At 71.9% G+C, this 24,358-nt stretch carries 12 protein-coding genes; 3 read left to right on the forward strand and 9 right to left on the reverse strand.

The window, feature by feature from the left end; all coding sequences use genetic code 11:
* Both LZ604_RS33620 and LZ604_RS33625 read right to left on the reverse strand, forming a co-directional pair.
* Nucleotides 1-690: maltotransferase domain-containing protein (locus LZ604_RS33620; protein WP_234519884.1), on the reverse strand; the 690-nt coding region annotated here is incomplete at its 3' end.
* Nucleotides 691-921: 231 nt separating this feature from the next.
* Complete coding sequence (locus LZ604_RS33625) at nt 922-2,124, reverse strand: S8 family peptidase (RefSeq protein WP_234519885.1); 1,203 nt, start codon at nt 2,122-2,124, stop codon at nt 922-924.
* Between the two features lie 279 nt (nt 2,125-2,403).
* Between LZ604_RS33625 and glgP the strand changes: the two genes are divergently transcribed.
* Nucleotides 2,404-5,028 (forward strand): alpha-glucan family phosphorylase, encoded by a 2,625-nt coding sequence (glgP, locus tag LZ604_RS33630; protein ID WP_234519886.1) that lies wholly within the window; start codon nt 2,404-2,406, stop codon nt 5,026-5,028.
* Nucleotides 5,029-5,148: 120 nt separating this feature from the next.
* Here the strand turns inward: glgP and LZ604_RS33635 are convergent, their stop codons facing one another.
* The 7 genes from LZ604_RS33635 to LZ604_RS33665 form a co-directional block, all read right to left on the reverse strand.
* Nucleotides 5,149-5,655, reverse strand: a complete 507-nt coding sequence (locus LZ604_RS33635) for a DUF1990 domain-containing protein (RefSeq protein ID WP_234519887.1) — start codon at nt 5,653-5,655, stop codon at nt 5,149-5,151.
* 67 nt (nt 5,656-5,722) lie between these two features.
* Nucleotides 5,723-7,381, reverse strand: coding sequence for a M4 family metallopeptidase (locus LZ604_RS33640; protein ID WP_234519888.1), 1,659 nt, complete (start codon nt 7,379-7,381; stop codon nt 5,723-5,725).
* 244 nt (nt 7,382-7,625) lie between these two features.
* Nucleotides 7,626-9,671 carry a M4 family metallopeptidase gene (locus tag LZ604_RS33645; protein WP_234519889.1) on the reverse strand — a complete coding sequence of 682 codons (2,046 nt, stop codon included), beginning with the start codon at nt 9,669-9,671 and terminating at the stop codon, nt 7,626-7,628.
* Between the two features lie 365 nt (nt 9,672-10,036).
* Nucleotides 10,037-11,161: an acyl-CoA dehydrogenase family protein gene (locus tag LZ604_RS33650; RefSeq protein ID WP_234519891.1), complete on the reverse strand. Its 1,125-nt coding sequence runs from the start codon at nt 11,159-11,161 to the stop codon at nt 10,037-10,039.
* A 5-nt stretch (nt 11,162-11,166) separates the two neighbouring features.
* A complete protein-coding gene (locus tag LZ604_RS33655; protein ID WP_234519893.1) occupies nt 11,167-12,354 on the reverse strand; it encodes a class-II aminoacyl-tRNA synthetase family protein in 1,188 nt (395 codons plus the stop codon).
* A gap of 41 nt (nt 12,355-12,395) precedes the next feature.
* Nucleotides 12,396-12,647: an acyl carrier protein gene (locus LZ604_RS33660; RefSeq protein ID WP_234519895.1), complete on the reverse strand. Its 252-nt coding sequence runs from the start codon at nt 12,645-12,647 to the stop codon at nt 12,396-12,398.
* Between the two features lie 18 nt (nt 12,648-12,665).
* Complete coding sequence (locus tag LZ604_RS33665) at nt 12,666-13,535, reverse strand: 3-hydroxyacyl-CoA dehydrogenase family protein (RefSeq protein WP_234519897.1); 870 nt, start codon at nt 13,533-13,535, stop codon at nt 12,666-12,668.
* A 544-nt stretch (nt 13,536-14,079) separates the two neighbouring features.
* Between LZ604_RS33665 and LZ604_RS33670 the strand changes: the two genes are divergently transcribed.
* A complete protein-coding gene (locus tag LZ604_RS33670) occupies nt 14,080-21,495 on the forward strand; it encodes a type I polyketide synthase (RefSeq protein ID WP_234519898.1) in 7,416 nt (2,471 codons plus the stop codon).
* A partial coding sequence (locus tag LZ604_RS33675; protein ID WP_267972166.1) for a type I polyketide synthase occupies nt 21,488-24,358 on the forward strand: 2,871 nt, incomplete at its 3' end. The genes LZ604_RS33670 and LZ604_RS33675, both read left to right, overlap by 8 nt.

The raw sequence follows: 24,358 nt of genomic DNA on the forward strand, positions 1-24,358 counted from the left end.
CGACGTCACCAACTCACGCAACGGAAACCGCGCCAGCACCCCATCCACCTCGGGAGTCAACGCCGCAGCGAGCCGGGAGGCGGCCGGGCGGCCGGTGTCGCGCAGGGCGTCGGCGGCGGCGAGCAGCACGTCGCCGAGGTCCTCGTGCTCCGGGACCCCGGCGGCCGCGCGCTCGTACAGCCGCGCGCCCTCCTCCAGGACCAGTTCGGTGTCGATCCCCGCCGGGACCTTGACCGTCGCATGGTGCCGCCAGGTGGTGACCGGATCGCCCCACCCCTCCACGGCGTACGTCCAGGTCCCCTCCCTCGGGACGGAGACGGTGGCGCCCCAGCGGTCGGTGCCGGGGGCGAGTTCGCGCATCGGCGTACGGGAATCGGGGCGTCCCTCCGGGTCGGTGAGGACGACATGGGCGGCGACGGCGTCGTGGCCCTCGCGGAAGACGGTGGCGGAGATCTCGAACTCCTCGCCCACCACCGCTTTGGCGGGGCGGCGGCCCTGGAGGACGAGGGGGCGTACGTCGAGGACGGGGATGCGTCCGAGAGCGGGACCCGTGCCCGCTCCGGTGACCGGGGTGGGGGCCGGGCCCGCGGAGGGTGTCCGGGGGGCGGGAGGACCGGCGTCGGACGTCCTTGGGAGGGAGGCGCCGGTGCCGGATACCGTGGATGTCGGCGAGTGGTGCGTCGGGGGCATGACCGCTCCTGTCCGCGTCAACGTGGGTGGCGGATGAGGGTGTCGGAAGGTGGCCGGCGGGGTTACCGGAGGAGCCTTCCCACCCTGTGGGGGTGGGCATTCCGGCACTTTGTTAACTACTCACGCGTATGTCTACCTTCAAGACCGGCCGCATCCGGGCGAGCCGAAGGGACCGGCCCCGCCCGCTGCGGGCGAGGCCGGCAACAGTACGCGTGCCCGGTGAACGGCAGTTCAAGGATGGTCCACCCGCAGGAGTTGGCCGGGAGAGCCGGATCCCGCCGCGGCGATGCCCACCGGCGCCGACCACCCGAGGAGCACCCGGCCCACCTGCGCCGGAGTCGCCGAGGGATGGCGGGCCAGGTACAGCGCTGCGGCACCCGTGACATGCGGGGTCGCCATCGACGTACCGGAGAGGGTGGCGTGGCCCGTGTCGCTCGTATACGAGTCGGAGGTGATCGCCACCCCGGGGGCGAAAAGGTCCACGGCCGGACCCCAGTTGGAGAAGCCGGCCCGGGCGTCGTTCCGGTCGACGGCGCCGACCGTCACGGCCTCGGTGACGCGGGCGGGGGAGTACCGGCCGGCCGGGAGCCCGCTGTTGCCGGCCGCGACCACATAGGTGACCCCGGAGGCGATGGAGGTGCGTACGGCCGCGTCCAGCTCGGCGTTCGCCGGGCCGCCCAGGCTGAGGTTGGCCACCGCGGGCTTCCGCGCGTGCCGGGTCACCCAGTCGATGCCCGCGATGACCTGGGCGGTGGTGCCGGCGCCGTGGTCGTCCAGGACACGCACCGCGACCACCTTCACCCGCTTGGCGACCCCGTACGCGGCGCCCGCGACGGTACCCGCCACGTGCGTGCCGTGCCCGTTGCCGTCGGCGGCGGTCGCGTCGTCGTCGACGAAGTCCCAGCCGTAGCTCGCCCGGCCGCCGAAGTCTTCGTGCGAGATGCGGATGCCGGTGTCGATGACATACGCCGTCACGCCCGCGCCCGCGGGCCCGGCCCAGGTGTAGCGCCTGTCGAGCGGGAGACGGGGCTGGTCGATGCGGTCCAGGCCCCAGGAGGGCGGGTTCCGCTGGGAGCCGAGGAGAAAGACCCGGCTGTCCTGGACGACCGAGGCCACGCGGGAGTCCGCCGCCAGACGCCGGGCCTGCCGCTCGTCGGCCCGCACCGCATATCCGTTGAGGGCCGTGGCGTAGATGTGGCCGATTCTCGCCCCGTACCTCTCGGCGATCTTTCTGCCGGGCGCCGACCCGGCCCTCGTTCCGGCCTCGAGCGTCACGATGTAGCTGCCGCGGACGGCACCGGGTGCCCCGGCGCCGAGGACCGTCCCCTCCGGTACGGCGTGCGCGGGTTCGGTGACGGCCGAGAGCGCCACCACCATGGTGACCGCGGTGAGGCAGCCCGCCCAGCGCCCGCGCACGCTTCTTCTCCGTGTCATGGTGTGCGTTCCCCTCCTCCACTCGGCGTACGGCGGCCACGGATCCCTCCGCGCCCCCGAACCGCCGCCTGCCGACACGCAGGTGGGCAGCCTCTCGTGCGGTGTGAACCGCTACAAGCCCGCCCGACGGGGTGGAATCGGCCATATCGGCCACGCGGTCTCCGCGACGAACCCCCGGCACCGGTGCCCGCGAACCCGCGGTAAGCCGAACGCGCCCCCGCCGCGCGGCGTACCGTCGGGGATGACACGCCGCGTACGCCCTCCGTGAAGGTGGAACTCGTGAAGGCCATCCGCAGGTTCACCGTACGTCCCGTCCTCCCCGAATCCCTTCACCCGCTCAGCGACCTCGCGCGCAATCTGCGCTGGTCCTGGCACCCCGAGACCCGCGACCTCTTCCAGTCCGTCGATCCCGAGCGATGGGCCGCCTCGGACGGCGACCCGGTGCGGCTGCTGGGGAGCGTGCCGCCGGCCCGGCTCGCCGAGCTGGCCGAGGACCGCCGTTTCCTGCGCCGTCTCGCCGCGGCCGCCGACGATCTGACCGACTACCTGAACGGCGACCGCTGGTACCAGGAGCGCTCGTCCGGGTCCGACCTCCCGGCCGCCGTCGCCTACTTCTCACCCGAGTTCGGCATCACCGCCGCGCTGCCCCAGTACTCCGGCGGCCTCGGCATCCTCGCCGGCGACCATCTGAAGGCGGCCAGCGACCTCGGGGTCCCGCTGATCGGTGTGGGCCTGCTCTACCGGCACGGCTACTTCCGGCAGACCCTCTCCAGGGACGGCTGGCAGCAGGAGCACTATCCGGTGCTCGACCCGAACGAGCTGGCCCTGGTGCCCCTGCGCGAGCCGGACGGCACCCCCGCCCAGGTGTCCCTGGGCCTGCCCGGCGGCCGCCGGCTCCAGGCCCGCATCTGGCTGGCCCAGGTGGGCCGGGTGCCGCTGCTGATGCTCGACTCGGACGTGGAGGAGAACGACCTCGGCGAGCGGGGCGTCACCGACCGGCTGTACGGCGGCGGCAGCGAGCACCGGCTGCTCCAGGAGATGCTGCTCGGCATCGGCGGGGTGCGTGCGGTGCGCACGTACTGCCGGCTGACCGGGCACCCCGAACCGGAGGTGTTCCACACCAACGAGGGCCACGCGGGCTTCCTGGGCCTGGAGCGGATCGCCGAACTGTGCGCGGCCGGACTGGACTTCGACGCGGCACTGGAGGCGGTGCGGGCCGGCACGGTCTTCACCACCCATACGCCCGTCCCGGCCGGCATCGACCGCTTCGACCGTGAGCTGGTGGCCCGTCACTTCGGTCCGGGCGCGGAGCTCGAGGGCATCGCGGTGGAGCGGATCCTGCACCTGGGCATGGAGACGTATCCGGGCGGCGAGCCCAACCTGTTCAACATGGCGGTGATGGGCCTCAGGCTCGGCCAGCGCGCCAACGGCGTCTCGCTGCTGCACGGCAACGTCAGCCGGGAGATGTTCTCCGGCCTGTGGCCGGGTTTCGACCCCGACGAGGTGCCGATCACCTCGGTGACCAACGGGGTGCACGCGCCGACCTGGGTGGCGCCGGAGGTGTACCGGCTCGGGGCGCGGCAGATCGGTGCCGAGCGCACCGAGGACGCGATGACGGTCGGGGGGCGCGAGCGCTGGGACGGCATCGCCGAGATCCCGGCCCAGGACATCTGGGACCTGCGCCGGAACCTGCGCGAGCAGCTGGTGCTCGAGGTGCGCGAGCGGCTGTACACGTCCTGGCGGCAGCGCGGCGCGGGAACGGCGGAACTCGGCTGGATCGAAGGGGTGCTCGACCCCGACGTCTTGACGATCGGGTTCGCCCGCCGGGTGCCGTCGTACAAGCGCCTGACCCTGATGCTGCGTGACCGGGACCGCCTGATGGAACTGCTGCTGCACCCGGAACGGCCGGTGCAGATCGTCGTGGCGGGCAAGGCCCACCCGGCGGACGACGGCGGGAAGCGCCTGATCCAGGAGCTGGTGCGGTTCGCCGACGACCCGAGGGTGCGCCACCGGATCGTCTTCCTCCCGGACTACGGCATGGCGATGGCGCAGAAGCTCTATCCCGGCTGCGACGTCTGGCTGAACAACCCCCTGCGTCCGCTGGAGGCGTGCGGGACCAGCGGTATGAAGTCCGCGCTCAACGGCGGCCTGAACCTGTCGGTTCTCGACGGCTGGTGGGACGAGTGGTTCCAGCCCGACTTCGGCTGGGCGATCCCCACGGCGGACGGCGAAGCCATGGACGAGGACCGCCGCGACGACCTGGAGGCGGCGGCGCTGTACGACCTGCTGGAGCGGCGGGTGGCGCCGCGCTTCTACGAGCGGGGCCAGGACGGGCTGCCCGACCGCTGGATCGAGATGGTCCGCCAGACCCTCATGAACCTGGGCCCCAAGGTGCTGGCGGGGCGGATGGTGCGCGAGTACGTGGAGCGGCTGTACACCCCGGCGGCCCACGGGCACCGGGGGATGACGCCGGACGCGGCGCGGGAGCTGGCGGGCTGGAAGGCGCGGGTGCGGGCGGCCTGGCCGGAGGTCACGGTGGACCATGTGGAGGCGACGGCGGCCACGGCGACGGCGGAGCTGGGAGCGACGCTCTCGCTGCGGGTCCGGGTGGGCCTCGGTGATCTGGCGCCCGACGACGTGGAGGTCCAGGCGGTGTCGGGCCGTGTCGACGCGGACGACGGGATCACGGACGCGACGGCGACGGCACTGAAACCGGCGGGCGGCCCGGACCTGGAGGGCCGCTGGGTGTACGAGGGCCCGCTGTCCCTGGACCGCACCGGGCCGTTCGGCTACACCGTGCGCATCCTGCCCGCCCACCGGCTGCTGGTCTCCGGTGCGGAACTCGGCCTGGTGACGATGCCGTCGGAGGAGCTGGTGGAGGCGGCGGGGGTCCTGCTGCGCTGACGCCGCACGTGGGTGCGACGGCGGCCCGCTCGGGTGAGAGGGGGCCGCCGTCACCGGCGCGCCTCCTCGTACGGCAGCCGCGCGGGGCGGCTCGTGTGCCCGACGCGCCGGACGGCTGCCTCAGTCCTGTGGCACCTCCGCGCACAGCTTCCGCAGGACCGCCCCGCAGCGCCGCGCGTACGCCTGCTGCAATCCCCGGGCCGCCGGGCCGCCCGCCTTCGTGTACCACTTGGCCGGGCGGCTGAAGGCGGTGACCGTGAGCCATACCGTGCCGTCGCCGGTGCGGTCCACGACGAAGGCCTCCTCGCCGCATTCCGGGTGGTCCGGCAGCGTGCCGTACGCCCAGCCCGCGCGGCGGTGTTCCTCGACCGCCCAGACCACCCGGCACGGGGCCTTGATCATGCCGGCCAGGGTGACGGTGACGTCGACGCCGGGAGCCGCCCGGTCCGCGGCGGCCCGTACACCGACGCCCAGCGCCCGGTGCAGTTCCCAGGTGAAGAGTGCCTCGGACGCCCGGTGGAACACCTTCTCGCCCTCCCCGATGCGGGTGCGGACGTGCAGGGGGCGGAACCCCTCGGGGCAGTGGCCGTCGCGGGTGGCGCCGACATCCTCGTAGGTGAAGGACATGGGCCCCAGCGTAGGGCGGCCCCCGGCGTCGTTCTCCCGCCGGGGGCCGCTTGTCGCTAGGTGCGCACTAGCTCACGTTGACCGCGGACCAGGCCGCCGCCACCGCCTTGTACTCGGTGCTGCCGGATCCGTAGAGGTCGGCCGCCGCCGAGAGGGTGCCCGTGCGGGCGGACTTGTAGTTGGTGGTCGACGTGAAGTACGTGGTCAGCGCCTTGTACCAGATCTGCAGCGCCTTGGCCCGGCCGATGCCGGTGACCGTGGAGCCGTTGGACGTGGGTGAGTTGTAGCTCACGCCGTTGATCGTCTTCGCACCGCTGCCCTCCGACAGGAGGTAGAAGAAGTGGTTCGCCACGCCCGACGAGTAGTGCACGTCGAGGTTGCCGACGGACGAGGACCAGGAGTCGGCGGAGCCGCCGTCCTTGCTGGGCTTGTCCATGTAGCGCAGCGGGGTGCCGTCGCCGTTGATGTCGATCTGCTCGCCGATGAGGTAGTCACCGGGGTCGGAGGCGCTGTTGGCGTAGAACTCCACGCCGGTGCCGAAGATGTCGGAGGTGGCCTCGTTCAGGCCGCCGGACTCACCGCTGTACTCCAGTCCCGCGGTGTTGGAGGTGACACCGTGGCTCATCTCGTGCCCGGCCACGTCCAGCGAGGTCAGCGGGTGGGTGTTGCCGTCACCGTCGCCGTAGGTCATGCAGAAGCAGCTGTCGTCCCAGAACGCGTTGACGTACGCGTTGCCGTAGTGGACGCGGGAGTAGGCGGCCTGGCCGTCGTTCTTGATGCCGCTGCGCCCGAAGGTGTTCTTGTAGAAGTCCCAGGTCACCTGCGCGCCGTAGGCGGCGTCGACGGCCGCGGTCTGGTCGGTGGAGGAGCTGGAGGCGCTGCCGGTGCCCCACACGTCGTCCGAGTCGGTGAACAGGGTGCCGGTGGAGGAGGTGGCCCGGTGCTTCAGGTTGTACGTCTTGTGACCGCCGCGCGTGGTGTCGTACAGCTGGTACGACGAGCCCGACTTGGTGGTGTTCAGGGTGACCGTGCCGGAGTACAGGCTCTTGCCGGTGCCGGTCTCGATGCCCTGGTACTCGAAGAGCTTCTTGCCGGTGGCGGCGTCGGTGATGACGTGCAGCCGGTTCGGGGTGCCGTCGTCCTGGAGCCCGCCGACGACGGTCTCGTACGCCAGGACCGGCTTGCCGCCGCCCGCCCAGACGACCTTGCGCGCGCCGTCCGCGGAGGTCTTGGCGGAGCCCAGCGTCCTGGCGGCGCTCACCGCCTGCTTCTCCGCCTTCGCCGCGGTGATCTGCGGCTTGAGGGAGGCCACCTTGACGGCCGACGTGGTCGCCTTGGTGACGCCCCGCGTCTTGCCGTTCTTCGCGGTGTGGACCACGAGGTCGCCGCCCAGGACCGGGAGGCCGGCGTAGGTGCGCTCGTAGCGGGTGTGCACCGTGCCGTCGACGTCTCTCACGACGTCCTTGACGACCAGCTTCTCCTTGGCGCCGAGGCCGATCCGCCGGGCCGTCTCGGCGGCGTTCGCCTGCGCCTGCTGGACGAGGGCGGTGCGGGCCGTCGCGGACAGGGCGGTCGGGGCGGCGGCGAGGGGGGCCTTGCCGAAGGTGTCGGCCGGGGTCTGGGCCGAGGCACCGCCGGTCAGGCCGGTGGTGAAGAGGGCTCCGGCGGCCACGGCGGTGGCGATGGCCAGGGTGGTGCGCTGGTGACGCGCGTAGCGGGGAGTCACACAAGCTCCTTATGTGGGGGAGCCCGGTCGGCGTGGGGTTGCCGGCCGGTACGGATGTGAAGTGGCAGTGCTCGTGCGGCGGGTGGTGGAAGATTCGCATGGGGGCGCGTACATGTCAGGACCCCAAAGTGATGTTGGCTCAAAATCGACTGGCCGGTTAATGTTTCGGGCGTGTGAAACGGGCGCCGCCCCGGGTTTCGAACCTCCGGGACGGCGCCCTGCCTTCGGCGCGCTGAACTGCGGGTTACGGGAAGGTGATCTTCCAGCTGTTGATCGTGCCGACGTCGTAGCGCGCCTGGTCCTGGACCTTCAGCGTCCATGTCCCGTTGGCGGTTTCGGACGAGGCGTTGACCGTGTAGGTGTCGGTCACGTCGTCCGCGGAGTCGGACGAGCTGAAGTTCTTCAGCCGGTACGCGGTGCCCGACGGGCCGATCAGATCGATCACCAGGTCGCCGCGCCAGGTGTGCGTGATGTTCGGGGTCACCTGGAGGTTGTTGGGCGCGTTCCCGGTGCGGCCGGTGACGGAGATGGTCGAGGTGACCGCGGGTCCGTTGTCCGGGATGGACACCTTGGTCGTGCTCTCGTACGACGTCCCGCCTCCGCCGCCTCCGCCGGAGCGGGAGCCGACGCCGACCGCCGCCCACGCGTCCTGCACGGCCTTGTACTCGGCGCCCGAGGTGCCGTACAGCTCGCCCGTCGCCGCGAGCGTGCCGGTGCGGGCCGACGCGTAGTTGGTGGTCGAGGTGAACTTCGTGGTGAGCGCCCGATACCAGATCTGCAGCGCCTTGTCGCGGCCGATGCCGGTCACGGGAAGGCCGTCCGCCGTGGGCGAGTTGTAGCTGACGCCGTTGATGACCTTGGCGCCGCTGCCCTCGCTCAGCAGGTAGAAGAAGTGGTTGGCCACGCCGGAGGAGTAGTGCACGTCGATCGACCCGATGCCCGAGTACCAGGTGTCCTTCGACGCGCCGTCCTTGCTCGGCTTGTCCATGTAGCGCAGCGGGGTGCCGTCGCCGTTGATGTCGATCTTCTCGCCGATGAGGTAGTCACCGACGTCCGCGCTGTTCTTGGCGTAGAACTCCACGCCGGCGGTGCCGAAGATGTCGGAGGTGGCCTCGTTCAGGCCGCCGGACTCCCCGCTGTAGTTCAGGCCCGCGGTGTTGGAGGTGACACCGTGGCTCATCTCGTGGCCGGCCACGTCCAGCGAGGTCAGCGGGTCGGCGTTGCCGGACCCGTCGCCGTACGTCATGCAGAAGCAGCTGTCGTCCCAGAACGCGTTCACGTACGAGTTGCCGTAGTGGACGCGGGAGTAGGCGCCGACGCCGTCGTTCCTGATTCCGCTGCGGCCGAAGGTGTTCTTGTAGAAGTCCCAGGTCTCCGCCGCGCCGTAGTGCGCGTCGGCGCCCGCGGTCGCGGCGTTGGACGTGGTGCCGTTGCCCCAGGTGTCGTTCGACTGCGAGAACAGCGTGCCGGTGCCGGACGTACCGTGGTTGAGGTTGTACGTCTTGTGGCCGCCGCGCGCGCCGTCGTTCAGCGTGTAGGTCGAGCCCGACTGCGTGGTGGTCAGCGTGACCTGGCCGCTGTACTGGGTGTTGCCGACACCGGTCTCGATGCCCTGGTACCGGAAGAGTTCCTTGCCGGTGGCGGCGTCGGTGATGACATGCAGCTGGTTCGGGGTGCCGTCGTCCTGGAACCCGCCGATCACCGTCTCGTACGCGAGGGTGGGCTTGCCGCTCGCCGCCCAGATCACCTTGCGCGGCGCCCGGTCGGCCCCGGTCTGCTTCGAGCCCTGGGCCCGGGCGGCGGTCAGCGCCTGCTTCTCCGCCTTGGCGGCGGTCACGGTGGGCGTGAGCGAGGCGACCTTGATGGTGGCCTGGGTGGCCTTGAGGACCCGCTGGGTCTGACCGGACCTGGCCGTGTCGACCACCAGGTCGCCGCCGAGCACCGGGAGGCCGGCGTAGGTGCGCGCGTAGCGCGTGTGCAGGGTGCCGTCGCCGTCCTTGACGACGTCACGGACGACCAGCTTCTCCTGGGCGCCGAGGCCGATCGCCCGGGCGGTGGCCGTCTTCGCCCCGTCGGCGTCGCGCAGCAGTTCGGCGCGCTGCGAGGGCGACAGCTTCACGGCCGCATGGGCGGGGTTGATCTTTCCGGCCGGGGGACCGGCGGGGGCGGCGCTCGCGGCGCCCGACTGGACCGCTGCGGCCAGCAGGGCGGAGACGCCCACGAGGGCGACGGCCGCTGCACGGCGCGGGGGGATGTGGGAGGTGCGTCTGCGAGAGGAACTGCTGCTCAACACTGACTCCTTCTGCATGGCCGCGGGTCGCGCGGCCAGGGGAGACCGGGCGGAGGGTCGTCCGTCCGGGCAGAACAAAGGCGGAACGCGGAACCAGGTGCATGAAGGGTGACAGGCCACGGAACAGCGAAGGAACTGTGGGGTTGCTGTGGGGTGGCCGTGGGAAGCGTGGCAGAGACGGCCGGGATTGTCAGGATCGCATCAAGAAGTTGGCCGGAAATCGTTCGTTGCCCGGATGGTCATGTTCGATATACGAACCATTCAGATACTTATGGCCGGAAGGACCGGCGGCAACGCACGGTTCCGGACAGCATGAAGCCCCGCCGGCGTGGCCGACGGGGCCCGGAGCGCGCGGACGACGGGGCCTACAGCGTCATCTCGGCGATCTGCACCTGCTGGATCTGACTGGTGCCCTCGATGATCTCCTGCACCTTCGCGTCCCGCAGATGCCGCTGCACCGGGAAGCCGGGCCCGATGCCGTTGGCGCCGTGCAGCTGAACGGCGTCGTCGGCGGCCCGGAAGCCGGTGCGGGAGGCGACGTACTTGGCGATCAGGGTCTGCCGGATCGCGTCCTTGTGGTTGCGGGCCCGCAGGGCACCGGCCTGACGGCACAGCAGCCGGGCCGCCTCGACCGAGGAGATCATGTCCGTGAGCATGCGGCGCACCAGCTGGTGGTCCCTGATCGGGACGCCGAACTGGGTGCGCTCACGGGTGTACTCAAGGCTCGCGGTGAGACACCCCTGGGCCAGGCCCACCGAGCCGTAGGCCGTGCTGTAGCGGCCGTAGTCGAGGGATCCCGTGGCCAGCAGGTCGAAGGTGAGGCGCCCGTGGCTGATCAGGTTGGCCTCGGGCACCACACAGCCGTCGAAGGTCAGCTCCGCCAGTTCGGAGGCGCGCAGGCCGAGCAGGCCGGAGATCGGCTCGGTGCGGAAGCCGTCCGTGCCCCGCTCCACCACGAAGGCCGCAGGCTCGCCCTCGAGCCGGGCGAAGACGAGGAAGATTCCTGCGCGCTGGCCGAAACTGATCCACTTCTTACGGCCGTTCAGGACGAATCCCGCCCCGGTGCGCTCGGCGGTCATCGAGCCGTTGCGGGCGTCGCTGCCGGCCTCGGGTTCGGTCAGGGCGAAGGCGCCGACCGTCTCCCCGGTTCCGATGCGCGGCACCCAGCGGTCGGCCTGCGCCTTGGTGCCCCACTTGAGAAGGGCGTGCGCGACCATGCCCTGCACGGCCACCAGGTTGCGGACGTTGCCGCAGCCGCGGCCGAGTTCCTCGCTGAGCAGCCCGTAGGTCTCCACGTCCATGCCGCTGCCGCCCGCCTCGGTCGGCAGCGTCGGCACGAGCAGGCGTGACTTGCCGAGGAGTTCGACGACGGAGTCGGAGAGCCTCTGCTCACGGTCCCAGCGGTCCGCCTCGGGCACCAGGTGGTCGTCGGCGAAGGCCACGAAGGACGCCCGGTCCTCCTGCTGCTGCGGCGTCAGTTCATACAGCACCGTGTCTACCCCATCTCCCGTGTGACCGTGTCGGGCCAGTGCGCAGGATCGCTGCCGTGCTGGCTGAGGAAGGCATGAACCAGCCGTTCCAGACCGAAGCCCACACATCCACTGGCTATCGAGCCACCGTCCCGGCCGGTGATCTCGAAGGAGTCTCCGAAGAAGTTGCCGTGCAGGTTGAACGAGCCCACGGCGATCGACCGGTCGGCGGAGACCGGCAGGAGCAGTTCGAACTTCAGCTCCATCATGCGCTGGGAGAGGATCTTGCCCGCAGTGTCGGCATTGGTGAAGAAGTGGTCGTTGGCGACCTCGCACCGGCCGGTCAGGCCCAGCTCCTCCATGAGCGCGAACGCCTGCTGCATCACGGCGGTCCGGCACTTGGCGGCGAACTCCGGGGTGCCCATGAAGACGATCTCCCGGATGGTGAAGTCCCACAGCCGCTCCAGGCTGGTGTGGTAGCGGGACTCGTACCGGAACGCCTTGCCGCGCGCCGTGACGACCATGTCGCCCTCCAGCTTCCGCCCCTGGAACTGGTGGAAGCTGTGGTAGCACATGGTCGGCGGCAGGCAGTAGTCGTGGTTGGAGCAGTCCGCGAACAGGTCGTCCGGCAGGCGCTGTTCGGCCGTGTAGCGCTCCACGAACGACTGGTAGACGTCCAGGTCGTTGTGGAGCCGGGTGACGAACATCGGGAACTGCGGGAACGAGCCGAAGTAGCCGAACCGGTCCAGCACACTCGTCGGCAGCAGCGTCGGATACTGGTACTCGCGGGCGGCCTCCAGGCTCAGCGCGATGGCCCGCAGCCGTTTGTCCAGACAGGCGAAGAGGGAGATCAACGGCTCGCCGAAGCCGACCTGGCCCTCCCCGGAGACCACCACGGTGCCCCGCTCCACAAGCTCCGGGAACGTGTCGGCGAACGTGTCCCGGTGCACGGGAGACTCCCACACCACCCGGGGAGCCAGCGGCCGCTGCGGCAGGACCTGCTCCGTCACCACGCGGTTCACCTTCGCCGCGACGTCGGCGGAATCCTCGCCTCCGGTGGAATGCAGCGTAAGGTCGACACCCGTCACGGATCCCTCTTCCCGGATCAGCTCGAATTCCGCGATCGAGCTGGACACAAAGAAGAGCCGCTTCATCAGCTCGGGGGCGAGGGATTCCGGAACCCCGCGCGAAAGACGCACATGTACGGTAGGCATCGAAGGGCCCTTCCCGTTGTCGACTCTTTCCGTCGCCGTTTTCAGACGGCGGCCAGTTTCCGGGACACCAGCTCGTCAATCCGGTCGACCGTACGGAAATTGTCGAACTGAAGGTCCTCGCCGGTGATGGAAACGCCGAACTCCTGCTCGACGAAGAGCACCAGCTGCATCACGAACATCGAACGCACAAGGCCACGCTCAAAGATGTCCTCGTCGTCCCTGACGGTCGACTCGGAGATGTTCTCGAGAATGAACTCGCGAATCGCCGCCTTGTTCCCGGCATTGTCGGCCATGGTTCCCCGTCCTCCCGTTCAGCCGCGGTTCGCGGTCTGGTAGCTGAAGAAACCCTGTCCGCTCTTGCGGCCGTGCAGGCCGGCGTCCACCAGCTTGGTCAGCAGCGGGCAGGGGCGGTACTTGCTGTCCTTGAACTCGTCGTACAGCACCTCGATGGAGAGCAGTACGGTGTCGAGGCCGATCAGGTCGGCGGTCTCCAGCGGCCCCATCGTGTGGCCGAAGCATTCCACGAACAGCCGGTCCGTGTCGGCTGCCGACGCGACGCCCTCGTGTACCAGGTACGCGGCCTCGTTGACGGTGAGCATCATGACGCGGTTGGTCACGAACCCCGGGCTGTCGTTCACCACGATGCTCTTCTTGCCCATGGAGGACAGGAACTCGCGCGCCGTGTCGACCGTGGATGCGGAGGTGTGGAAGGCCCGAATCACCTCAACCGTAGGCTTCAGCGGCACAGGGTTCATGAAATGCATGCCGATCACGTTCTCCGGCCGGCCGGTCAGGGCGCCCAGCCGCGTGATCGAGATGGCCGAGGTGTTGACCGCGACGACGACGTCGGGACGGCAGATCTTGGCGAGCCGCTCGTAAATCGGCTGCTTCACCGACCAGCGCTCCGTGGCGTTCTCGACGACGAGATCCGCCTCGGCCAAGGCCTCGAGCTCCGTGGTGAAGACGGTCTCGGCGGCCAACTCCTCGAAGGTGACAGAGGATTTCGGAGCGAGCATGGCGTACAGCCGTACATCGTCGCGAAGTTGGGCGCGGCTGCGCTCCAGGATCTCCTCGGTCCGGTCGACCAGGATCACCCGGTAGCCCGCCTGCCGGAGCGCCACGGTGACGCCCCGTCCCATCACCCCGGCCCCGATCACACCGACGGTACGAACGTTCACCATCACTGTTCCCCTGTCTCCCCGCAGTGGAGCGTCGTCCTGGCGGCTCCGGTCGCGAGCAGCCGGTCAGGCAAGAAATTGGTGTTTAACAAATGGCGAATGGCGAGCTCCGGGCACTGCCGCCACAGAGCTTCCCCCGGACTATTTCGGCCAAGTATCACCGATCGAAGCAAGACAGCGCCGACGCCGGACCGACAACACGGACCGCGTCGACCGCCGGAACCCTACCCGTTCCCCAGCATGCCCCCAAGCGATCAACACAACAAGATCCCTCGGGGGACAGTAACCCGAGGAGGCGCGGATCATCCACCCGGCGCGGCGAGGAAGCGAGAACATGGTCGGCTGTGGATCATTCCTTCGCGAAAGCTCTTGCGCAGTAGGCACCTTGGATGCCTAGTCTGGCGTCGACCTCTCATCAGACGGCACGTCCGTGCATGTCCAAATCGTCCCGCGGGCCGAGCAATTGATGACGCCCGGCCGCCGGACTTCCATACCATTCGTCCAACAGCCTTTGATTGCTGATAGGTGCATCCGGGGGAGCCAGGCGATGAGCAATGCGTTCGGCAGGCGGGGACCGGACACGGGGGAGCCGTCCCGTGCATGGCTCGGAGCCGACGCCCCCGTCCCCGACACCACGGTGCACGAGCTTTTCGAGCGCGTGGCACGAGGCGGACGGGACGGCATGGCGGGGGACCCGCGCCCCGGTGGCGCCGACGCCGTCGCCGTCGTCCACGGCGAGCGGCACACCACCTACGGCCAACTCGACGCGATGGCCGACCGCGTCGCCGCGCGCATCCGCGACCTCGGGGCCCGCCCCGGCGAACCCGTCGCCCTGTGCCTGGAACGCGGCCCCGAACTCTTCGCCGCGATGCTCGGCACCCTCAAGGCGGGCGCCGCCTACGTCCCCCTGGACGCGGCCGACCCGGACGAACGCGTACGCCACATCGTGGAGCAGGCCGGCATCCGCATCGCCGTCACCGACGGCTCGCGCACCTTCCCGGCGGACACGGTCCGCGTCCTGGTCCCGGACGAGCGGGAGACCGCCGCGGCCGACGAGGCGCGGCCGGGCGACGACGGGACGGCCGCGGCCGACGACCGCGTCGGTCCGGACACGCCCGCCTATGTGGTCTTCACCTCGGGGTCGACGGGCCGTCCCAAGGGCGTCGCGATGACCCACCGTTCCCTGGTCAACATGCTGACCTGGCACGACCGCGCCCGCCCCGGCAGCTGCCGGTCGAGGACCGCGCAGGTGTGCGCGGTCAGCTTCGACTTCTCCTTCCACGAGATCTTCTCCACGCTGTGCTTCGGCGGCACGCTGGTCGTCGCCGGCGAGGAGGTGCGCCGCAACTCCTTCGCGCTGGCCGACTTCCTCGCCGCACAGCGCGTCGAGCGGCTCTTCGCGCCGGTCACCGTGCTGACCCAGCTCGCCGAGGCCGCCCTGGACAAACCCGCGCCCTCCGCGCTCCGCGAGGTGATCACCACCGGGGAGCGGCTGCGCATCACCCCCGCGATCAGGGAGCTGTTCGGCCGTACCGGAGCCGTGCTGCACAACCACTACGGCGCGACGGAGTTCCAGGACGCCACGACCTGCACCCTCACCGGCGACCCCGCCGCGTGGCCCGCGACCGCGCCCATCGGCCTGCCGATCGACAACGTCCAGGTGTACGTCCTCGACGCCGGTCTGCGGCCCGTGCCCGACGGCACCGAGGGCGAACTGTGCATCGCCGGCGCGGGCGTTGCCGAGGGCTATCTCGGACGGCCCGACCTGACGGCCGAGCGGTTCGTGCCCAACCCGTTCGGGGACGGCCCGCTGTACCGCACCGGCGACCTCGCCCGCGCCCTGCCCGACGGCACCGTCGAACACCTCGGGCGCATGGACGACCAGGTCAAGATCCGTGGCGTCCGCATCGAGCCCGGCGAGGTCGAGTCCGCCCTCGCCGCCCACCCCGACGTCGCCGAGGCCGCGGTCCTCGCCCACGACGTACGGGGCCATCAGCGCCTCGTCGCCCATCTCGTGCTGCGGCCCGGGGCGGCACGCGACGGCGTGTCCCGGCGGCTGCGCGACCACCTCGCGGACCGGCTGCCTGGCCCCATGGTGCCCGACGCCTACGACGTGCTGGACGCGATGCCGCTGACCTCCAGCGGCAAGACGGACCGCCGCCGGCTCACCCCGCCCGCCGTGCTGGAGCGGCTCTCCGGCACCGCGCCGGTGGGGGCCGGCACGGCCACCGAACGCATCGTGGCCGAGGTGTGGCAGGAGGTCCTCGGGCTGGACACCGTCGGCGTCCACGACAACTTCTTCGACATCGGCGGCACCTCGCTGCACCTGGTCACGGTCCAGCGCCGGCTGTCCCGGCTGCTGGAGCGCACCCTCCCGGTCGTGGACCTCTTCCGCCACCCCACCGTCCGGGCGCTCGCCGCCCACCTCGACGACGCCGGCGACCCGGCCACCGGGGACCGCCGCCCCCGCCGCACCGGCACGGCGACGGCAGGGACCGACATCGCGGTCATCGGGATGGCGGGCCGCTTCCCCGGTGCCGGTGACACGGAGGCGTTCTGGGAGAACCTGCGCGACGGCATCGAGTCCGTCACCCGGTTCGGCACGGAGGAACTGGACCAGGCGGACCGGCGGCTGCTCGACCACCCCGACTATGTGCCGGCCGGTGCGGTGCTGCCGGACATCGACCTGTTCGACGCCGCGTTCTTCGACATCACCGCCAAGGACGCCGCCACCATCGACCCACAGCAGCGCGTCTTCCTCGAGTGCGCCTGGGAGGCCTTCGAGAACGCCGGATACGCGCCGGGCGAGGACCACGGGCCGGTCGGCGTCTTCGCCGGGTCCGGCATGAGCACCTACCTGGTGAACAACCTCGCCCCGCACTTCGCGTACCCGCACGGCGGCCCGTTCGTCGAGGCCGACATGCTCCAGTTCCAGCTGAAGCTCGGCAACGACCGCAACTACCTGCCCACCCGTGTCTCCTACAAGCTGGGCCTGCGCGGCCCGAGCGTGAACGTGCAGACCGCGTGCTCCACCTCCCTGGTCGCCGTGCACCTCGCCTGCCGCAGCCTCAGATCCGGTGAGAGCGACATGGCGCTGGCCGGCGGTGTGTCGATCGTCGTCCCCCAGAAGGGCGGCTACCTCCACGAGGAGGGCATGATCCGCTCACGCGACGGGCACTGCCGGGCCTTCGACGCCGAGGCGGAGGGCACGCTCTTCGGCAACGGCTGCGGTCTCGTGGTCCTCAAGCGGCTCGACGACGCCCTCGCCGACGGCGACCGGATCGTCGCCGTCATCAAGGGCTCCGCGGTCAACAACGACGGCGCCGACAAGGTCGGCTTCACCGCGCCGAGCGTCGAGCGGCAGGCCGACGTCGTCAAGGACGCCCTCGCCGACGCCGGCGTCGACTCCGCGACCGTCGGCTATGTCGAGGCCCACGGCACCGGCACCGCGATGGGCGACCCCATCGAAATCGCCGCGCTGACCGAGGCGTTCCGCGCGAGGACGGAGCGGCCCACCGTCGCCGGCTCGTGCGCCATCGGATCGGTGAAGACCAACATCGGGCACCTGGACGAGGCGGCCGGCATCGCCGGGCTGATCAAGACCGCGCTCGCCCTGGAACACCGGACCCTGCCGCCCAGCCTGCACTTCACCGCCCCCAACCCCCGTATCGACTTCGCGTCCGGACCGTTCCGCGTCAACACGGCCACCACCGACTGGCCGGCCGGACCCACCCCGCGCCGGGCCGGCGTCAGCTCCTTCGGCATGGGCGGCACCAACTGCCACATCGTCCTGGAGGAGGCGCCGGGTCCGCTGCCCGACGAGCGGCCCGCGCCCGGCGGTCCCCAGCTGCTCACCCTCAGCGCGCGCACACCCGAGGCGCTGCGGGAGCTGGCGGACCGCTACGCACGGCACCTGAAGCAACGGCCCGGACTCTCCCTCGCCGACGTGTGCTTCACCGCGGCGAGGGGCCGCCGGTCGTTCGAGCACCGTCTCGCGGTCGTCGCGGCGACCACCGAAGAGGCCGCCGAGGCGCTGGCCGCGGGGGCCGAACCCGGCCCGGCGGCCGTCCCGCCGGGCGGCCGGACCGCGTTCGTGTTCAGCGGCCAGGGATCGCAGTACGCGGGCATGGGACGCGAACTGTACGACACCCAGCCCGCCTTCCGGGCGGCTCTCGACCGCTGCGCCGGCCTGCTGGCCGGACGGCTGCCCCGGCCCCTGCTGGAGGTGCTCTTCCCCGCCGAGGGCGAAAAGTCCCCCGTCGACTCCACCACGTACGCCCAACCGGCCCTCTTCGCCTTCGAGTTCGCCCTGGCGGAGCTGTGGGAGTCCTGGGGGGTGCGGCCCGACGTGGTCATCGGCCACAGCCTCGGTGAGTACGTCGCGGCCTGCCGCGCCGGGGTGTTCTCCCTCCAGGACGCGCTGACGCTGGTCGTCGAGCGCGGCCGGCTGATGGGCGAGCTGCCGGGCGGGGGCCGCATGGTGTCCGTGGCCGCGTCCGAGGACGAGGTGGACCGGCTCATCGCCCTGCACCGGGACAAGCTCTCCATCGCGGCGGTCAACGGAGCCCGCTCCACCGTCGTGTCCGGCGACGGGACCGCCGTGGCCGAGGTCGTCGCGGCCCTCGGCGAACGCGGTGTGCGCCACCGGGAGCTGACGGTCTCGCATGCCTTCCACTCACCGCTGATGCGGCCCATGCTGGACCGGTTCGCCGAGGTCGCCGCCTCCGTCCGGTACGCGCCGCCCCGCATCCCGGTCGTCTCCAACGTCACCGGCGAGCCGGCCGGCGAGGAGCTGGCGCGGGCGGAGTACTGGGTCGAGCACATCATGCGGCCCGTGCGGTTCGCCGACGGGGCGGCGGCGATGGCGGAGTTCGGCGCGGACGTCTTCCTGGAGATCTCGCCCCGCCCCACACTCCTGCCGTTCGTGAACGAGCAGATCGCCGACCGGTCCCCCGCCAGGCTGGTGCCGAGCCTGCGCCCGAACGGTGCGGAGCGCCACCTGCTGGCGGCGGCCGGTGCCCTGTGGGAGGCCGGCCGGCCGGTCGACCTGAGCCGGCTGTACGAACCCGGGCGCCACCGGCGCGTCGCCCTGCCCACCTACCCGTGGCAGCGGCGGCGGCACTGGATCGACGCCCCGGCCGGGGCCGTGTCCCCGCCCGCCGCCGGGGCGCAGGGCGCGCCGCTGATCGGGCGGCGGCTGGACCTGGCCGACAGCGACGACGTCCGCTTCGCGTCCGTGGTGGGCGTGCGGGAGCTGCGGTGGCTCGGGGACCACCGGGTGTTCCAGACGGTGGTGATGCCCGGCGTGGCCTATCTGGCGACGGCGTTCGCCGCCGGCCAGGAGGCCTTCGGCACGGACAGCGTCGAACTGCGGGACTTCTTCATCCACCGCGCCATGACCTTCCCCGACGAGCACGTCGACCGGGACATGCAGGTCGTCCTGAAGCCGGAGGGCGGGCAGTCGCGGGACGGGTACGCGCTGCGCATCCACTCCCGGCCCGCCGGGGCGGACGGCACCGAGCCGTGGACCACGCACATCTCGGGACGGCTCGCGCCGGGGCCCGCGCGCACGGAGGCCGGCCCGGCCGAGCCGCTGACGGATCTGACGGCCCGTTTCACCGGGGAGGTCCCGGTCGAGGAGATCTACCAGGGCGAGCGGGAACGCGAGATCGACCTCGGACCGCTGTTCTGGGCCACCGAACGCCTGTGGCGCAAGGACGCGACCTGCCTCTCCCGTATCACCCTGCCGCGCGAACTGACCGACGAGGCACCGCTCCACCGGATCCATCCGGTGCTGCTGGAGGCGTGCTTCCTGGCGCTGACGGTCACCTATCCGGAGAAGTACGGGCGCCGGACCTATGTGCCGGTCGGAGTGGAGCGCATGCTGTTCCACGAGCGGGTCGGCGCGTCCGCGTGGTGCCACGCCCGGCTGCGGCCCGCAGACAGCGACGACCCCGAGACCCTGCACGGCGACGTGGACCTCTACGACACCGGGGGCCGGGTCGTCCTCACCATGGAGGGCGTCCTGCTCAAGCGGGCCGAGCGGCAGGCCATGCTGGGCCGCCCGCGGGCCGCCTGGCGCGACTGGCTCTACCGGGCCTCGTGGACGCCGGAGCCGGCCGCCGCTCCGGCCGGCACCGGCCGCGGCGGGCACTGGCTCGTCCTGTCCGAGGGCCCGCTCGCCCCGGCGCTGACCGAGGCGGCCCGGGCGCACGGTGCCACGGTCCGGTCCCTCGACCCCTCCGGCGCCGACGGCCCCGGGGACGTCGGGCGCCTGCTCGACCATGCGCTCGGTGATTCGGGCGGCCTCCCCGGCCTGGTCGTGGCGGCCTGGCCCGCAGAGCAGTCCGGCACGCCCGTCGACGCGGACACGGCGCTCCACCACTCCGTGCGGCTGCTGCACCTCGTCCAGGCACTGGCCGGGCGCGGCGAGAGCACCCCCCGGCTGTGCGTGGTGACCCGGGGCGCGCAGGCCGTGGCGGGCCACGAGGTCACCGACCCGGCCCAGGCGGCCCTGTGGGGCCTCGGCCGGGTGATCGGACTGGAACAGATGGACCTGCGGCCGGTGCAGATCGACCTGGACCCGGCACGGCCCGTCACCGCCCAGGCCACGGCGCTGGCGGCCGAACTCGCCCTCGCCGCCGCGGGGTCGGACGAGAACCAGATCGGCCACCGCGACGGGACGCGGCACCTGGCCCGTCTCACCCGGACGGCCCCCGGCACCGGTGACGGCCCGGCCGTCTCCCCGGACGCCACCTACCTCGTCACCGGCGGGCTCGGCGGACTCGGCCTGGAGACCGCGCGGCTGCTGCACGAGCGGGGCGCGCGGCACCTGGTCCTGGCCGGGCGCGGCGCTCCCGGCCAGGCCGCGGACGAGGTGATCGCCGAGCTGCGGGCGGCGGGCACCCGGGTGGACACCGCCGCCGTCGACGTCTCCGACGAGGCCGCCCTGACGGCCTGTCTGCGGAGCATCGCCGACGATCCCGGGCTGCCCCCGCTGCGCGGGGTGCTGCACCTCGCGGGCGTCCTGGACGACGGGGTGCTCGGCGAGCAGACCACCGAGCGGTTCGCCCGGGTGCACGGGGCGAAGGCGGGCGGTGCCTGGCTGCTGCACCGGCTGACGCAGGACCTGCCGCTGGACTTCTTCGTGCTGTTCTCGTCGGTGTCCTCCGCGCTGGGCGCGCCGGGCCAGGCCAACTACGCCGCCGCCAACGCCTATGCGGACGGCCTCGCCTCCTACCGCAGGGGCCTCGGACTGCCGGCGCTGGCCGTGCAGTGGGGCTCCTGGGCCGGGGCGGGCATGAGCGCCCGGCTGGGCCTCGACGAGAAGCTGGAGCGGATGGGCGAAGGCGTCATCCCGCTCCGCCAGGGCGTGGACGCGCTCGGCGCGCTGCTGGGGGCCCGCCCCGAGGGCGGCGCGGTCGCCGTCCTGCCCATCGACTGGCCCCGGTTCCTGGAGCATCAGATCGGCCCCGTGCCGTTCCTGTCCGGGTTCCGGCAGCGCCCCGCGGCGGGCGCCGCCCCCGCCGCGTCCGCCACGTTCCCGGAGCGGCTGGCGGCCGAGCACCCGCGGCGGCGCCACCGGCTGCTCACCGACACCGTGTGGGAGCAGGTCGTACACGCCCTGGGCTCCGACAGCGGCCTGGAGCCCGACGTGGGCCTGTTCTCGCTCGGCCTGGACTCGCTGGGCTCCATCGAGTTGCGCAACCGGCTGCAGACCGTACTCGGCTGCCGCCTCAGCCAGACCGTCGTCTTCGACTACCCGACACTGGCGTCCCTGACCGGCCACCTCGCAGAGGTCCTGGGCATCGACGACGACGCGGACGGGGCGACGGACGACGACACCGCCGGCGGCACCGGCGGCAACGCCGAAGAGCCGGGGGACACCGACGGCTCGGACGCCGACGACGTGGCGGCACTGCTGGCCAAGAAGCTGGGGATCGGGAACTTCGACCATGCGTGAGAAGAACGACCGCTACGAGGCCCTGCTGAAGGGGGCCCTGGCACGGATCGAGGAGCTGGAGCAGGAGGTCGCCAGGGCCCGTTCCGGCGCACAGGGCCGGGAGCCGGTCGCGATCGTGGGCATGGGGTGCCGCTTCCCGGGCGCCGAGAGCCCCGAGGCGTACTGGCGGCTGCTGGCCGAGGGCCGCGATGCGATCACCGAGGTGCCGGCCGACCGCTGGGACGTGGACGCCTACTACGACCCCGACCCGGACGCGCCCGGCCGGATGTCCACACGGCACGGCGGCTTCCTGGACGGCCTGACCGGCTTCGACGCCGCGCTGTTCGGCATCTCCGCCCGCGAGGCGGCCAGCGTCGACCCCCAGCAGCGGCTGCTCCTCGAGGTGTCGTGGGAGGCGTTCGAGGACGCGGGCATGCCCGTGAAGAGCCTGCCCGCCCGCACCGGGGTCTTCGTCGGCATCAGCAACGTCGACTACCGCGAGGCGATGGTGGGCCGGGGCGCCGAGTCCCTGGACGGCTACTTCAGCTCGGGCAGCACCACCAGCACGGCCAGCGGACGGCTGTCGTACTTCCTCGGCCTGACCGGTCCCTCGCTGTCCGTCGACACGGCCTGCTCCTCCTCCCTGGTCTCGCTGCACCTGGCCGTGACGAACCTGCGGGCCGGAGCCTGCGACATGGCGCTCGCCGGAGGCGTGAACCGGATCGTCACCCCGCACGAGTCGATCAGCCTCTCCAAGGCGCGCATGATGTCCCCGGACGGCCGCTGCAAGCCCTTCGACGCCGCCGCCGACGGATACGTGCGCGCCGAGGGCTGCGGAATGATCGTCCTCAAGCGGCTCGCCGACGCCCGGCGCGACGGCGACCGCGTCCTCGCCGTCATCCGGGGCAGCGCCGCCAACCAGGACGGGCACCGCAGCGGGCTGACGGTGCCGCACGGCCCGTCGCAGCAGGACGTCATCCGGCAGGCGCTGCGGGACGCGGGAGCCGAGCCGCACGAGATCGGGTACGTCGAGGCACACGGCACCGGCACGGCGCTCGGCGACCCCATCGAGGCCGCCGCGCTCGGTGCGGTCTTCGCCGGCCGGACCCGGCCCCTGGTGGTGGGCTCGGTCAAGTCGAACATGGGACACCTGGAGTCGGCCGCGGGTATCGCGGGGGTCATCAAGGCGGTCCTCGCGCTGCGCGCGGGCGCCATCCCGCCGAACCTGCACTTCGACACCCCCAGCCCGCTGATCGACTGGGACGAGCTGCCCCTGAAGGTGCCGACCGCCCTGGAGCCCTGGAGCGAGGACCGCCGCCTGGCCGGCGTCAGCTCGTTCGGCTTCAGCGGCACCAACTGCCACCTGGTCCTGGAGAGTCCGGCCCCCGAGGACGCCGACGCGACCGGTGCGGCGCCCTCGGGCGACCTGACCGGCCACGGTGACGGTGCCGCCCACGTCCTGACCGTCTCGGCCGCGACCCCCGCGGCGCTCGACGAGGCGGCCGCGAGGATGGCCGCGTTCGTGGCCGGGGGCGCGGGCGGGGCCCGTCTCGCCGACGTGTGCCTCACCGCCAACGCCGGGCGCAGCCATCTCGAGCACCGCAGGGCGGTCGTCGCCGGGTCCGCCGCCGAGCTGGCCCGGGGGCTCGCCGACGGCGGGCCGGGCACCTTCGACGGCCAGGTCCGGGGCGCGCGCTCGGTCCCCGAGGTCGCGTTCCTGTTCACCGGCCAGGGTTCCCAGTACCCGGACATGGGACGGGAGCTGTACGAGACGCAGCCGGTGTTCCGCCGGGCCGTCGACGAGTGCGCGGCGATCCTGGACCCGCTTCTGGGCCGCCCGCTCACCACGCTGCTGTACCCGGACCCGGCGGACGCGGAGACGGCCGCCGAGGAGCTGCGGAACACGCGCTTCACCCAACCGGCGCTGTTCGCCGTGGAGTACGCCCTGTCCAGGCTGTGGCGGTCGTGGGGGATCGAACCCGTGGCCGTGCTCGGGCACAGCGTCGGCGAGTACACCGCCGCCTGTGTCGCCGGGGTGTTCTCCCTCGCCGACGGACTGCGTCTGGTCGCCGAACGTGCCCGGCTCATGCAGGAGTTGCCCGCCGGTGGTGTGATGGTCGCGCTGCGCGGCCGGCCGGAGCTGGTCGAGGACGTCGTACGGCGGTACCCGCTGGTGTCCGTCGCCGCGGTCAACGGCCCCGACGCCGTGGTCGTCTCGGGTGACGGTGCGCAGGTGCGCGAGGCGGTCGCCGAACTCGGCCGGCACGGTGTCACCGGACGCGATCTGCGGGTCTCGCACGCGTTCCACTCGCCGCTCATGGAGCCCGTCACCGGGCCCCTGACCGAGGCGGCCCGGTCCGTCCGGTGCACCGCGCCCCGCATCCCCGTGATCTCGGACATCACCGGCGAGCCCGTCGGCGCGGAAGAGCTGTGCGACCCCGCCTACTGGGCGCGGCACACCCTGGCCCCGGTCCGTTTCGCCGACGGCCTGCGCGCCTTGTACGCCTCGGGTGCCCGCGCCTTCGTGGAGATCGGGCCCAGGCCCGTGCTGCTCGGGCTGGGCCGTGACTGTCTGCCCGACGCCGACGCGCTCTGGCTGCCGAGCCTGCGCCCCGGCCGTGACGGGTCCGAACTCCTCGCGAGTCTCGCCACGCTCCACGTCCACGGAGTCCCCGTCGACTGGGCGGCCTTCCACCGGGACCGCCGCCCGGCGGGACGCCGTGTCGCCCTCCCGACCTACCCCTTCCAGCACGAACGCCACTGGTTCACCGAGGAGCCTCCGGCCGCGCCGGCCAGGTCCACCCCCGACTCCGAGTGGGTGGAGTGGTTGGTGGGTGTGGAGTGGTCGGAGGTGGCTGAGGAGGGTGTGGCTGCGGGGTTGTCG

The organism is Streptomyces glomeratus, from assembly GCF_021462825.1.
Classification (GTDB): Bacteria; Actinomycetota; Actinomycetes; order Streptomycetales; family Streptomycetaceae; genus Streptomyces; species Streptomyces glomeratus.